The following is a 15,221-nucleotide window of genomic DNA, read 5'->3' as shown; positions in this document are numbered from 1 at the left end:
ATGTTATATCAAACTCAAGCAACACAACAAACACCAGCTTATATAATTTATCTTCTTGATGTAAGCGCATCAATGAACCAAATGATGGATGCAGGCGGAGAAGAAAAAAGAAGAATTGATATTGTAACGGATGCTCTTTCTTTAGCGATTCGCCAAATGGTATTTCGTTCAACAAAAGGTAGTCGCTTGCTCCCGAGATATAAGTTATCTATTTTAGCCTATAGCGATCATGTTTTTGATTTATTGGGTGGTGTGAAAACAATAGATGAGGTAGCAAGACTGCGCCCATTAGAAAAAATTCAAACGCATCGTTTAACTGATACAGCAAAAGCTTTCTCTGTAGTGGAGAAGTTATTGCAAAAGGAATTACCAAATTTACAAGATGGACCAGCCCCTGTTGTTTGTCATATGACAGATGGGGCTTCAACTGGTGAAGATCCAGAATTAATTGTACGAAGAATTATGAATATGTCTGTACCTGATGGAAACGTATTAATTGAAAATATTTTTATTTCAGATGAAATTATGCAAGAGCAAATTTCTAATATAAAGAAGTGGGAAGGGATTATGCCAAATACAGAGATTACAGATGAATATGGTGCAAAGTTGCAAAGACTTTCATCGCCTATCCCTCAAAGCTATCGTGAGATGATGACAGAACATGGATTTCATATTGCAGATGGTGCGGTGATGATGTTTCCTGGGACAAATGCGGATTTAGTATCACTTGGATTTCAAATGTCGGCTGCAACGCCGGTTCGATAGGAGGGGGAAGTATGGTGAAATATATCCTATCGCAAAAGAAAGAAACGGTATTGCAAGATAAGAAAACCAATCATTTTTCTTATCGATATAGCTATGTAAGAGCAAAGGAAACGCAGGATTTAAATGAGTGTGGACAGGACTTCCTAGCATTTCAAGATAATGGAACTAGTTTCATATTTGCGTTATGTGACGGTGTAGGGCTGTCTTTTCATGGTGAAATTGCTGCGGAATTTCTTGGTATGAAGTTAGTAAACTTGTTTGAAACATGTCAAGAAAGTGAACTGGATATTGCTACATTATTAAATGAACAGTTAAATAATTGGATAGAAGAAGCTTCAGAGGAAGTGAGTGCATTTCGGTTGCCAGAACAAACACCGTGGTTACTTCGCGATGTCTTGGAGGAAAAGCGAAAACAAGGTAGTGAAACGATGTTTATTGGTGGGAAAATAGAACTCATTCCAAATGAAGATAAAGTACAAATAACGATAGTTACACATGGCGATTCATTTGTGCAATTGTTTCAAGATAAGGAGAATTGTTCGAATGTAATGAAGTTTAAGAGAAATATAGAGAAAAGATGGTCTACACAGCGAGGTATTATTGGTGGGGAATTGGCGGTTTTTTCAAAGGCATTATCTAGGCAAGAAGCGAATCGGATAGTTATTCACTCAGACGGACTTGTGCCGCTTAAGCAGTATAACTTTGAGGAAGTGTTAAAAGAAATTGAGAGGGCACAGAACTCTCCGACAAGCGATGATATTTCATTTTTAGATGTTTCTTGGTAATAAACACGATGGAAAAAAGGTGAATTAACGTGGAAGAGATTATTGTGACATACATAAAACAGTCAAATGAAGAAATTGATATTGCAATTCCAAATGACGTAAAAGTGGTACAAATTATTGAAGCGATTTTACATCATGAAAAAATAGATGAAGCATTGAGCGGGATCTATGAAATTAGAGTGGCAAAAGATAAAGAAGAGTGGCATTCTATTCGAAATGATGAAACGTTGCGCGATAATGATGTGTGGGATGGACAATATGTAATGCTACATAAAAAAGGAGCAATTATCCCTTCTTTTGAAATGATGCCAGCAGAAGAAGTTTATAATGAACCTGTTAAACAAGATATGTCTTCTAGTGAAGAAGATTATGTATGGAAAATCATTGAGTAATAGTTTTGGGATGGGGAAGGAGAAATGTTTTGTGCAAAAATCACCGTATTTTCAACGCTCTCCGCGTGTGAAAGTAGATATACCAACAGGGGATGTTATTATTCATGATCCACCGAATATACCGGAGGAGCCGAAGTTTTCAATTGAAACAATGTTACTGCCTGCAATGATGACAGTTTTAACATTGGTATTATATTTTGTAATGATGAAATTTATGAAGATGAATTCAAGTTATATGCCATTAATGATGGTTTCAAGTATTCCGATGTTGGGATCATATATAATTACAACGATGGGGCATTTCCGTAAAAAGAAAGAACATCGTCAAATGGTTGAACAATTACAAACAAGATATTTAGAGCAAATTCAAAAGCATCGAGTGGAATTAGATACGTTAAAGGTTGAACAAGCAAAATATTTAATTACACAAAATCCAAGCCCATTAAAAAGTGTACAAAGAATTGAAAACAGGGAAAGTAATTTGTGGGAGAGAACACCTGAAAGTCCAGACTTTTTAGATATTCGTATTGGTACAGGAGAAAGACCATTCCTTGTAGAATTGAAGGTGCCTGAACAGAAAGGTTACGAAGAAAATCCATTAGTTACAGAAGCACAAAATGTGAAAAGAGATTTCAATACGATACCGAATGGACATATTTCAATTTCTTTGAAAAAAAATGATGTAATTGGTGTAGTCGGAAATAAAGAAGATAGACTAAACTTTATTCGAATTGTAACGACACAAATTATGACGCATCATGCACCAAATGAAGTGAAAATAGCAGCATTTTATCATGAGAAGGAGAAAAAGCAGTGGGATTGGATGAGGTGGCTTCCTCACGTATGGGATGAACAGAGAAGTATGCGCTTTTTATCTGAAAATCAACAGGATGCACAGAAACTAGCTGAAGTACTATTTACCCCACTTAATATGCGTAGAATCTATAATTCCTCTGCGCAAGCAGATGCAAAAGTTCCTTTAATTCCGATGTATGTATTTTTCTTATCAGCGAGAGAGTTTTTAGAAGATGATCCTTTAACTCCAATGTTACTTAGAGAAGGTGAAAGTGTAGGAGCTTCTACATTTATTTTTGCGGAACAAAAGGAACGCTTACCGATGGAATGTGATCTTGTAATAAGCTTAAATGGAGAAAATGGTGAGTTAGTAGAAACGTTTTCAAGTTCAGCTGAAAATAGTGGAACAACGCGTGCTAGTTTTAAAGTAGATCGACTTTCATTCGAGCGATGTGAACTAGGAGCGCGAAGCATTGCTCCAATTCGAATGAAAAGTTCTACAGCAGCCAACATTCCGAAAGTATTAACATTTTTAGACTTGTTTCAAGCTAAAAATATGGAAGAGCTACAAGTGCTAGAGAGATGGAAAGAAAATCGATATCCGACTTCATTACCGGTTCCAATTGGTGTAAGAGAAGGAAGTAAACCTGTTTTTCTAAATATTCACGATAAAATAGAGAAAAAAGGGCATGGTCCACACGGTCTAATGGCTGGTACAACAGGATCAGGAAAAAGTGAAGTAATTCAGTCTATAATAGCAGCGTTAGCAGCAACCTATCACCCTCATGAGATGGCATTTATGCTTATCGATTATAAAGGTGGTGGGATGTCAAACACATTTGCGGGATTACCGCATATTATTGCATCTATTACGAACTTAGAGGACCCGAACTTAATTGAGCGTGCCAGAATTTCATTAAAGGCAGAACTAGAACGGAGACAAAAATTATTCATTCAAGCTGGAAATGTTCAGCATCTAGATGAATATTATGAAACAAGCTGGCGTGAAAAAGAACCTTTACCACATTTATTTATTGTTATTGATGAGTTTGCTCAAATGAAAAAGGAACAACCAGAATTTATGGACGAGCTAATTAGTGTCGCTGCAATAGGAAGGACATTAGGAGTTCACTTATTATTAGCAACTCAAAAACCTTCAGGGGTTGTAAATGACAAGATTTGGAGTAACTCACGTTTTCGAATTTGTTTACGTGTACAAGATGACGCGGATAGTCGTGAAATGTTAAAGATTCCAGATGCATCTAAAATCAATGTACCAGGGCGAGGATATCTTCAAGTTGGTAGCAATGAAGTATTGGAATTATTCCAATCTGCATGGAGTGGAGCACCTTATAATCCAGATGAAGAGAAAGTTCTTGATATTGTTGACTTTACAGAAGTGAAGCTTTCCGGTGAAAGAATAAAAGTGAAAAAGCGTCCAAAACCAATGACAAATAGTCCAAAGCAATTACAAGCTTTTATTCAATATGTACAGAGCGTATCAGAAAAAGAAAATATTAAAGCATTACCAGGACCTTGGCTGGATCCATTACCGGAAAAATTATTGTTAAAAGAATTTTATGCTATGGAAAATTGGACAATTGCTGAGTGGAATAAACCGAAAGAATATTTACAAGTAACAGTAGGATTAATTGATGATGTTGCAAATCAAGCACAATTTCCTCTGAAGTTAGATTTACAAGAAGGGCATTTAAATATTTATGGTATGCCAGGTACAGGGAAAACGACGATGTTGCAAACAATTATTATGTCCTTAGCTGTATCGCACACACCAGAAGAAGTGAATTTCTATGTTATTGATTTTGGTCGAATGTTCTTAGATTTTAGAGACTTACCTCATATAGGCGGGATTATACAAGAAGGCGAAAATGAGAAAATGAAACGTCTATTTGGATTTTTAAAGAAGGAAATCACGCATAGAAAAGAGAGTTTTTCTAATATCGGTGCAAAGTCATTCTCTATGTATAACCGAATGGTAGAAAAGAAAATACCAGCTATAGTAGTAATGGTAGATGGTTATATAAGATTCAAAAATGAATTCGAGAAAGAAAATGAAGTATTAGAATTATTATTGCGTGAATCAAGTACATACGGAGTTTATTTCTATTTCTCTCTGAATCAAACAATTGATATGTTCGATCGTGTTCGTAATAATATACCGATGGCACTTACATTTGAATTGCAAGATGGAACAGAATACCATAACTTAGTAGGCAGACCTAAATTCCCATTAATTGAAGTTCCTGTTGGTCGTGGATTAATGAAAGGGCAACCGCCGGAACTATTCCAAGCAGCATTGCCGTTTATTGGTGAAAGTGAACTTGAGTACTCTCAACAATTAAAAACAATTATTCAAAAAATGAATGGGGAATGGGATGGTGAAAAAGCAAAAGCTATTCCAATGGTACCTAAAGAAATATTTGTAGAGCATATGGTTGGAAAATTAGAAACAGCCCAAATTTCAGCAGGTATAGAAACAGAGGATATTCGCTTACAAAGCTTTTCTTTAGATGAAATGAGTCATATATTTATTGGGGGAAGAATAGAAGGTGGAAAAACATCGGTATTACAAACACTTCTATTCACTACTACATACCAATACTCTCCTGAAAAGGTTGAGCTATACTTAGTAGACCTTGGTGAAAGACCTACAGGCTTATTAGCTCTTGGAGATTTACCTCATGTGAAGAAGAAAGTTACAGAGGGTATGCAATTAAAAGAAATGTTAGATGAATTGTTAGAGCTAATAAATAATAGAGAACCAATAATGCCTTCTATAGATCCAAACGTAACAGTGGAGTTTCCATATAAGAGAATAATCATTGCAATTGATGATATTGATCAAATGTTAACTGTATTATCTACTGATTATGAGGCAAAAAATAAAATGGAACTAATAGTCCAAAACTGTAAAAATAAAGGGATTCACTTTATGACAGCGGCTACAACGTCTAGTTTAAATAGCTATTCTCATGAAAAATGGTTTGCGGAAATTAGAAAGAGAAGTATTGGTTATTTATTGGGAACGACACAAAATAACGATGTGTATTTCTTTAATATGAAACTTCCACATACTGAAATGGATCAAGAATTATTAAGTGGGGATGGATATTGTATACGTAGAAAGCCAATAAAAATAAAATGTGCATATACACCATTACATTTACTTCGCACAATGACAGAGAAAATTAGTGTGAAATGGTCTGAATTAAAAGTGAAATAATATTAAAATAGGGTTAAATTACTAGAAAATAGAATATTTTTGTAATTTAACTCTTTAAAAATTGTATGAATATAGTTTATAATCTAATTGTTGTATCATTTATGATTTGAAAGGGGAAATTATTACGATGGCAGAAATTAAAATCACACCAGAAGAACTTGAAAGAATCGCAGGAAACTTTAAAAACGCAGCAGGAGAAGCACAAAGTCAAATTAATAGACTTGAAGGCGATATTAATAGTTTAGAAGGACAATGGGCTGGGGCAACACAAGCGAAGTTCCGTGGAGAATTTATCCAATCTAAACAAGCAATGCAACAATACATTCCAATTTTAGAAGGTATTTCAACAGATTTAAAACGTATCGCTGATAAATTCCGTAACACAGATAACGCATACTAAGAATAGAACAATTGCAAAAGACCAGGAGCTATTGTTCCTGGTCTTTTTTTGAAAAATTGTTATACGAGAGTAAGGGGATAAAATGGGATTCCGACCAGAAGTAGGAGAAAAAATTAGTCTTAATAAAGATGTTTATCGTTTTGAGAAACACCCAGCTGTAATTGGTATTGAAATGCCCTATGGCCAAGAGGGAAGGCAAGGAACCGTTTATCAATTACAACAGGAAAATGGTGTAGAACGAATTGCATTAAAAGTTTTTAAGGAACGCTATCGTGAGGAAAAACATCAACTAGCATTTCTGAAACCACTTTCTTCCTTAGCAGGTCTGAAAGTATGTTCACGCTATATCGTTACTAAAGAAGAACATACATCTGCTATCGAAAAATCAGAAGATCTTGCTAATAGTATTGTAATGCCTTGGATTGAAGGTCCAACTTGGGCTGATATTTTACAAGAACAACGAATGTTATCAAAAGAACAATGTTTCTTTATTGCAGAAGCATTTCTTACAACACTTAAAATGATGGAAGAAAATGAAGTTGCTCATAATGATTTATCGTCTAGCAACGTACTTGTACCTTTCTTAAGTGAAAATGCAATTGAAGGCCAACACAATATCGAACTTGTTGATGTTGAGCAAATGTATGGCCCAAAAACGAAAAGACCTTCATTATTGCCAGCAGGTTCAGCGGGTTATGCACCAAAGTATTTGACAAGTGGAGTATGGCAAAAAGAAGCCGATCGATTTGCAGGTGCTATTTTAATAGGAGAAATATTAAGTTGGTGTAGTGAAGAAGTTCGAAATAAAAAATGGACGGATGCAAGTTACTTTAAAACGGAAGAAATGCAGATAGAATGTGAAAGATATACGTTACTTCAGCAAGTGTTACATAATCAATGGAACGGGGAAATTGCAAAATTATTTAAGCAGGCATGGAGTAGTAATTCTTTCTCAGAATGCCCAAGCTTTGCACAGTGGTACGATGTATTTAATAGCGCGAGGGAAAGAATAAAAATTGATGCGGAAAGGCAGTCAGCAGAAGAACACTCTCTTTTTGTATCAAAATGTTTGGAAATTGCAAGATTATTAGAAGAGAGAGGATTTAAACAAGCGGCATTATTTGAATATAAAATAATTTTCAATTCACTCAATCCATCAACAGCTCTGCAAAAAGAACTCGCATATATCATTCAAACTATGGAGAGTCAAGAGCCTGAAATAAATAATAAAATGGTCCTACAACATTATTTGGAATTAGCTACTGAATTGGAACGAGAAAACAATGCAGCATTTGCTTGTTTCGTCTATTCACGAATCGTACAATTTCCAAACATTGATCAGGCGTTAAAACAGGAAATTGAAAGCATTATTAAAGAGATAGAAGAAGAGCAAGGAACACAGTCGCAGCAAGAAGTGGCAGCTACAATTACAGTTCCAAACAGTATTCTACAGAGCCGGAAACAAACGAAAAAACAAGTGGAATATGATATAGATGATGAGATTTTAAATGCAAAAGCATCAAATCAACCACTTACAATAGCGCATGAACAAAGTGAACCATCGGCTTTTTCTACATGGTGGAAAAAGAATAAGAAGCGAATTTTGATTATTGGCTCAACTGCAGTTGTTGTAATAGGTGGTTCAACGTTATTTTATTTCTATACAACAAACGCTAAATATCAAAAGTTTATGGAACAAGCACGACAAGCTTATGATGATAAAAAATATACAAAAGCAGAAGAAGCTGTTGGACAGGCAATTGCTGTAAAGGGTAAGGATGAGGCTTATCTCCAATTAGCAACGATTTACGTTGCTGAAGGAAAAAATAAAATTGCAATCGATTATATTACAAAACTAATAAAAGATAGAGAAATAGATAAAGAAAATAATGAAGCTGCTTATTTATTAGCTTCAGCGAATTTCCGCATTGGAAAATATCAAGAAGCGGTGCAAAATTTTGAACAAGCGTTAGCGAATAATGCAAAAGGAATTGAACCATACAAAAAAGATGCGATGCGGGATTTAGCTGTAAGTCATATGAAAATGAAAGAATTTGAAAAGGCAGAAGATGTTATTGTCAAAATGAGTACGAAAACAAATGAAGATAAAGCAATTGTTTCGTATTTAAAAGGTCAACTATCAACCGCAACTGTACAGTTAGACAAAGCAGAATCTTTCTTTAAAGAAGCGATTATGCAAGATTCAAAGAATGCCATATATACAATTGAACTTTCAAATTTATATGTGCTTTGGAATAAAACAAACCTAATTGATAGTGCGAAGAAAGAAATGAATTATCAACAAGCATCTCACACCTTACAAGTAGCAATTCAAAAAGATATGAAAAATATTGAGTTGTTAAATCAACTAGGAATTGTGTATTACGAAGCGGGCCAATTTTATGAAACGCGAGATGGCGCAAAGAGTACCGCTGCATATCAACAAGCGTTAGAAGCTTACAATAGAGTTGTCGGCAGTGGAACACGCGATATAAATACGCTTGTAAATATAGGGATTTTATACGATAAAGTGGGACAAGGAAATGAAGCAGAGAAGCTTTTCACAGAAGCATACGCACAAAACGATGAAAATCCGCATGTGAATTTTGCATTCGGGATGTTTAAAATTAAACAGAAAAAATATGAGGAAGCAAGTCGCTTCTTAAGAAAAACAGTGCAAGCAAATGAAAATGAATCTGAAGTAAGAGCTGCGCAAGAAAAACTAACAGAAATGAAAACAAACGGTTGGATTCAATAAAGATAGGAAAAGGGGAAAAGGACATGGAGGAAAACAATAATAACTTAGGGAAAAAAGTCGCTATATCAGTAATGTCGGTAGCATTACTAGGAACATCAGGATACCTTGTGTATGACAAAGGCTTTAAGACAGCAGGAAAAGAACCAGTAAAACTAGCAAGTAATACAGAAGAGAAAAAAGATGATCGTATTACAGGGGGCGATTTACAGTCTATGTTCCCAAATTTAGTCGCTGATCCTGCAAAAAAAGATGAAAAACCGGGAGAAAAACCAACTATTAATTTAGCGGACTTAATTGGAAATAATAAATCACCAATTACACCGGTAACGTATAAACCAGATGAAGTATCGGTGGAAAAGAAAGATCCACAAATCAAATTATCGGATGCACCAACTCCACAAAAGTTAGATTTGCCATCTAATATGGGGGGACCTGTGGCGGATATTCCTAAGTCACCAACTGAACCGAATCAACCAGTGGATACTAAGTTACAAGTAGATCCAAAGCCACCAGTAGATCCAAATACGCCAGTAGATCCAAAGCCACCAGTAGATCCAAATACGCCAGTGGATCCAAAGCCGCCAGTGGTGGATCCAAAGCCACCAGTAGATCCAAATACGCCAGTAGATCCAAAGCCGCCAGTGGTGGATCCAAAGCCACCAGTGGTAGATCCAAAACCGCCGGTAGTGGATCCGAAGCCACCAGAACCAACACACCCAACAATTACAGTATCACCAAAAACGGGTGACATTTTAGTTGAGTGGTACGCTGGAAATGGAAAATATTACTCATCTGTTTTCTTTAATGATTTTTATACGAGTCAAAAAGAACTAGATGAAAATGCATTAAATAATTTAACGAACTACTATAGTAAAAAAGAAGACTGGACGCTCGTTAGCCAATTGAATACACCATCAAAATCAAAATCGATAGCAGAACATAAGTTAGCATTAGATAATGTAGAACAAATTCTTACAAGTGGTGAATATTCAAATGAGAGAGCGCTATTCTATTTACGTAATCAAATGAACGTACTGAATGAATCGGTTACCACTCCAGAAGAGCTACAAAGATATTTAAGTGAAAATAAGAAGGATTATATTAAATCTGTAGCAGAAAAAGTTTATCAAACAGCAACAAAAGAAAAAAGAGAGTGGTCAAATACAGGGGATGTAGCATCTTTAGAACAAGCATTAAGTAAATTTTATTTAGTTACATCAGTATTTGAAAGTGTAGATCCTGCATTAGTAGAAAAAGCGAATCAAGATGTAGAAGAGATTTTCAACAAGCTATTACAAGAAGAATTACAGAAACTTAATATCCAAACCTCAGTAGTGCAGTCTACAACTAAAACAAAAGAAAATGCAAGACCGGTAAAAGAAAATACTAGTAGTAATGAAGAAAAAGTAGTTACAGAAGAAAATGAGGTAACAAGTACAGCAATTGAGAAAAACCAAAAAGATGCAAAGACTGAAGGTGACAAAAATAACGAGAAAACAAGTAATATCGATTCAAGTACTCAAAAAGCACAAGTGAAATCTGAACCATTTAGTCAAGAAATCGAGCAAATAGAAACCTATTTAAATCCAGCGAATCCACAATATGAAAATGCTTTACTATTAGCAAATAAGTATATTGACGGTGCAACAGGAGAACAAAAAGAAAAATTAGAACAGCAATTTAGTGCGGCTGTAGAGGGACTTCGTGGACAAATTAAAGATTCTAATTCTAAAGTCGAAGATGCTATAAATAAAGCGAATTTATTAGCAAATACGGCAAGAGTAGAAAAATCTGTTCAAGATGAATCTCATAAATTATTAATGCCGCTAATGTTTGAAAGAAAAGCAAACGATGCTGCAAATAATGGAGAATATTATACAGCGGTATTAAACATTGCAAATGCAATTCGTACAAAGCACCCATTGGAACGTTCAAGAGAAGAAATGGTTAATTATGCGAATAAATTATGGATAGATACAGAAAATGAATGGAATAAAATAAATGGAACGACAGGATGGCAAAGTGAAGTAGGTAAAACATTATTACCATCATACACATTACTTGCACAGTTAAAAGATATTGATAAAACGATTGGTCAAATTAGTGGTATGAATATGATTGATAATGCATCCAAAAAAATGGAGGGAATTCAGCTTGTGCAATTAGCAGGTGATGAAGCAAATAAAGAAGGACAAACGAGCCTTTATAATGCTTTACATTATTATGGTCAAGCAGCTTCACGCGGTGTTGTTGACAAAACAGGATTTTCTAATGTTGCTGGTCTTGTAATTAAAGAAGCAAAACAGTTAGAAAAAACGCAATATAAATCAGCGTTAAACAACTATCAAATTTTATATAAAACACCAGGTATCGAAGAATTAGGAATTAAAGACGGGGTAAAAGCGGCAATTGAGTATTTGAGTACATTTGAAGCTGCAAAGGTAAGCGGTAATAAAGATACGATTGAAGATTTAGCTTCAGCAATTGAATTAACTTATCGTTCTATGGAATTAGGATATCCAGAAGCAGATGCAAAAGAATGGATGAATACGGTAGCTCTAAAAATGTTGAATAAAGGTGCAGGATATATGTCCGCAACTGACATGAATAATGCATATAAATGTTTTGAATTTTTAAGTCGTGATAAATATGCAAATGCTATTAATGGAGAAATAACGAAACAAGCAAAAGAGAATGTAGAAACAATTAAATCTATGAACGTTAAAAAATAATTAGATTTAATATTCGCCATCTTATTTTGAGTAAGATGGCGAAATTATTTCGCATAAGGAGTGAAATTCAATGAGTTTACTAGAAATTTGTCCATTAGATGAGGCGTTAGTGGAGGCTTTACAGAATGAAGAAAAAAGAGTTCGTTTTTATGAGATATTACAGAAATCAAATTTGTACGTTGTTGCTTCGGTAGAGGGCGATACAACTGTAGATGAAGAAGGAAATTTGATTTCAACTGAAAATACACAATTGCAAATTCATTATTTTGAAATGGAAGAAGGATTAATGTTACCACTGTATTCTGATTTGAAACATTTAGAAATGGTTATTCCAGAAGAATGTCCGTATGTCTCTATGAATGCAGTTGAATTATTAAAGACGATAGATTTAGAGGCAAATGTAATATTAAACCCAGGAACAAAATTTCAAAAACTATTTGTAAAGGAAGAAATTGAAGCGATTTGTGATAACAGTATCTTTGATATTTTTTCTAAAGGGAATAAGTAAAAATTGATGCAGTTCTATTTCTTTTTGGTATAAAATAGAGGAAGGTGGGAGAAGGTTTGGAAATTAAGGTCAAACCTGAACAACTCGAACAAATTGCCAAAAACATATCAGAGATGCAAACACACAGCCAGACCATACAACAAAATCTCAATCAATCTATGTTTAGTATTCAAATGCAATGGCAAGGAGCAACGAGTCAACATTTTTATGGGGAATATATGAGATCAATGAGACTCATGGAATCTTACATACGTAACTTACAAGTTACAGAAAAAGAATTACGGCGTATCGCTCAAAAGTTTCGTCAAGCTGATGAAGAATATCAAAAGAAACAAAATGAAAAATTGAAAGAAGCCCATAAAAAAGAAAAGAAAAATGAAAAATCATGGTGGGAAAAGGGAATAGAAGGAGCAGCTGAATTCATCGGAGTAAATGATGCAATTCGTGCAGTTACCGGTAAAGACCCTATTACAGGAAAAGAATTATCAACAAAAGAAAGACTCATTGCCGCAGGATGGACGCTCCTAAACTTTGTTCCTGTTGGAAAAGTGGCAAGTCTTGCTGGAAAAGGAATAAAGTATGTCGCTTCTAGTTTTGGGAAGACGATTGTAAAAGCGGGAAAAAAATTAGGCGAAGGCGTAACAATGGTAGCCGGAAAAGCTGGAAAAGCAGCTGTCGATGGCATAAAAACAGCCAGCCACAAAGTAAAAGAGGGTGTAAACTTTGTAGCTTCCACAGCAAAAGGATTTGCCGACAAAATCGGAAGTCTATGGAACAAAGGTGCCACAACCGTAAAAACAACCTTCTTGCAGGGGAATGAAAAGATCCAGCACGCAGTAAAAACATTACTGGAATACAAATGGATCCCAGGCGAGGGAAAAGGCTTCGCCATGGCTGGAGTAGGAAATGTCTCAGGAGGAGGACAGTATTCTCTGAAAGAGGCTTATCAGTATATGGCGAGTAAGGTTGTTAAGGGTACGGGTAATGGTAAGCATTTAAATGATATACCTAGAATAAAAGAAATTGAAGTGAAATTTAACTACAAAACAAAATTCGATTCAGAAGAATTTGCAAGACAGTTAAAGGATCAAGAAAAAGGTATGAATGAATTAACCGTACATGAATACCGGGAAAATCGAAATCGATTTATTGATAAAGGTAGGGCAATAGAAGGAAATGCATACCAGCAGGCAGCAAGAGAAAGAGCATTAAGAGATAAAATTGATGAGTTATTTGAACAAGGATTAACACTTAAAGAAGCAAAGACGCAAGCGAATGAATGGATGAAAACTCAAGCAGCACTTCATAATCCAGATCAGGTTGCGGGTGGAAGACCTGAAGTAATAGGAGGGATGGGAGATAAGAGGGTTAATTTCTCTATAGGTAGTCAATGGCGGACTAGAATCAAAATTGTTGATAAACAAATCGAGGAAATAGCAAAAAACATGACATCAGAACAACTAAAAAATACTTATTTGAATGTCAAGTTAACACATTAAAGGAGGAAAAAAATTGCATAAATTAAAAATAATGAAGGAATTTAAACTGGAACAAAAAGTCCCTGAAAGTATAATTGAAAAATATTCTAATACACTTCCTGAATCATTAACTGATATTTGGAAAGAGTATGGATTTGGAACGACCTTGAATGGATTTCTTAGGTTAATTAATCCTGAAGATTATTTTGAAATTGTCAAAGAAACATATATTAGACACCAAAATACAATACCATTATTTACAACAAGTATGGGGGATATCCTTTTGCTTGAGAAATATGGTAATAAATCATATATTATTCAATTAAATTATCGTAAAGGGAAATCAAAAGTCATTGCTTCTAAATTTGAGCTGTTTTTAAGGTTTCTTGAGGAAGAAGAATATTTAGAAGAAGACATGGAATGGAATCCTTATTCAGTAGCTATCCAAAATTACGGAATACCAACTTATAATGAGTGTTTTGGTTACGTTCCTCTTCTTGGATTAGGAGGGGCAGAAAAAGTAGAGAATCTGCAAAAAGTTAAATTGATTGAGCATATTTATTTAATTACGCAGTTTATGGGACCGATTGAATAAATAGAAAGAATAAATCATTGTAGACCAAGAGATTACTTAAAGGTAGTCTCTTTTATTTTAGATAATACCTATTGTAACACTATGGAGAAGAATTGGCAGAATCTATGATTCTTTTATTAGATTATATGATTTTGAGTACGATGGAGATATAGATGAAGTTAAATTTAATTTTAATTTATAAAGGATCAGTTGTATATGAGGAGTGGGATGAATAGTTTATAATAAATAATTTAAGAGGTTAAGCATATATGTAGATGAGTAAAAAATAAAGTATATTTGCAGTGGAAAGAAAAAGAATAGGCTGTTAGAAAGTACGTACTTCATGATGGTTGGACCATCATAGGGTACAATGTGCAATGATAGAATAGAAAACGAAGTACGAGCTTAGGCGAGATGACATTTTACTGGATGATGAATATTAAGGCATGGAATGAACATGAAAGTAATGAACTCGTACAAGCTCGTAAGTTTTAACGTAGTAGTTGTCACGACATATAAAAGGTGTCATACTGTTACTACAAAACTTATAAATTTATGCTACTTAAAAACGGATGGAACTTAAAGCACTTGATTGTCGACTAAAGGCAATGAGTGCTTTTTTGCGTTTAAGGATAGAAATTAGTAGGCGCATTATAATTTTATAAGTGCATTAATTGTTAATTTTTATAGATTGTAATGGCTGTGAACAGTGTATGACGATAGTAGAGGAGAAAATAAAAGCTTGTGTTATTTTTTGAAGTCATCGTAAAGTACGTTTTAACGGATGGAT

The 15,221-nt window shown here is 34.6% G+C and carries 10 protein-coding genes and 1 pseudogene; all 11 read left to right on the top strand.

Annotated features, from left to right (window positions below; all coding sequences use genetic code 11):
* The 11 genes and pseudogenes from AC0NJG_RS03835 to AC0NJG_RS03785 all read left to right on the top strand — a co-directional run bounded on the left by AC0NJG_RS03835 (nt 1) and on the right by AC0NJG_RS03785 (nt 15,096).
* Nucleotides 1-765, top strand: coding sequence for a vWA domain-containing protein (locus AC0NJG_RS03835; protein WP_044792564.1), 765 nt, complete (start codon nt 1-3; stop codon nt 763-765).
* 11 nt (nt 766-776) lie between these two features.
* Nucleotides 777-1,550 carry a PP2C family serine/threonine-protein phosphatase gene (locus tag AC0NJG_RS03830; RefSeq protein ID WP_088327111.1) on the top strand — a complete coding sequence of 258 codons (774 nt, stop codon included), beginning with the start codon at nt 777-779 and terminating at the stop codon, nt 1,548-1,550.
* A 29-nt stretch (nt 1,551-1,579) separates the two neighbouring features.
* A complete protein-coding gene (locus AC0NJG_RS03825) occupies nt 1,580-1,942 on the top strand; it encodes an EsaB/YukD family protein (RefSeq protein ID WP_000391141.1) in 363 nt (120 codons plus the stop codon).
* 31 nt (nt 1,943-1,973) lie between these two features.
* Nucleotides 1,974-5,981: a type VII secretion protein EssC gene (gene essC, locus AC0NJG_RS03820; protein ID WP_474062863.1), complete on the top strand. Its 4,008-nt coding sequence runs from the start codon at nt 1,974-1,976 to the stop codon at nt 5,979-5,981.
* Nucleotides 5,982-6,108: 127 nt separating this feature from the next.
* Nucleotides 6,109-6,381, top strand: a complete 273-nt coding sequence (locus AC0NJG_RS03815) for a WXG100 family type VII secretion target (RefSeq protein WP_000807831.1) — start codon at nt 6,109-6,111, stop codon at nt 6,379-6,381.
* An 82-nt stretch (nt 6,382-6,463) separates the two neighbouring features.
* A complete protein-coding gene (locus AC0NJG_RS03810) occupies nt 6,464-9,139 on the top strand; it encodes a tetratricopeptide repeat protein (protein WP_474062862.1) in 2,676 nt (891 codons plus the stop codon).
* A gap of 23 nt (nt 9,140-9,162) precedes the next feature.
* A complete protein-coding gene (locus tag AC0NJG_RS03805) occupies nt 9,163-11,871 on the top strand; it encodes a hypothetical protein (RefSeq protein WP_474062861.1) in 2,709 nt (902 codons plus the stop codon).
* A gap of 70 nt (nt 11,872-11,941) precedes the next feature.
* Complete coding sequence (locus tag AC0NJG_RS03800; protein WP_061402737.1) at nt 11,942-12,379, top strand: SseB family protein; 438 nt, start codon at nt 11,942-11,944, stop codon at nt 12,377-12,379.
* A 56-nt stretch (nt 12,380-12,435) separates the two neighbouring features.
* The gene (locus AC0NJG_RS03795; RefSeq protein ID WP_474062860.1) at nt 12,436-13,878 is read left to right on the top strand and encodes a WXG100 family type VII secretion target; all 1,443 of its coding nucleotides are present in this window, start codon (nt 12,436-12,438) and stop codon (nt 13,876-13,878) included.
* Between the two features lie 31 nt (nt 13,879-13,909).
* Nucleotides 13,910-14,452, top strand: a complete 543-nt coding sequence (locus tag AC0NJG_RS03790) for a T6SS immunity protein Tdi1 domain-containing protein (protein WP_474062882.1) — start codon at nt 13,910-13,912, stop codon at nt 14,450-14,452.
* A gap of 436 nt (nt 14,453-14,888) precedes the next feature.
* Nucleotides 14,889-15,096 (top strand): annotated as a pseudogene (locus AC0NJG_RS03785) (hypothetical protein).
* Nucleotides 15,097-15,221 lie beyond the last annotated feature (125 nt).

This window comes from Bacillus sp. SSR7, from assembly GCF_055902415.1.
Note: the sequence above shows the minus strand (reverse complement) of the source record. Positions and strands in the feature narration are given on the sequence as shown.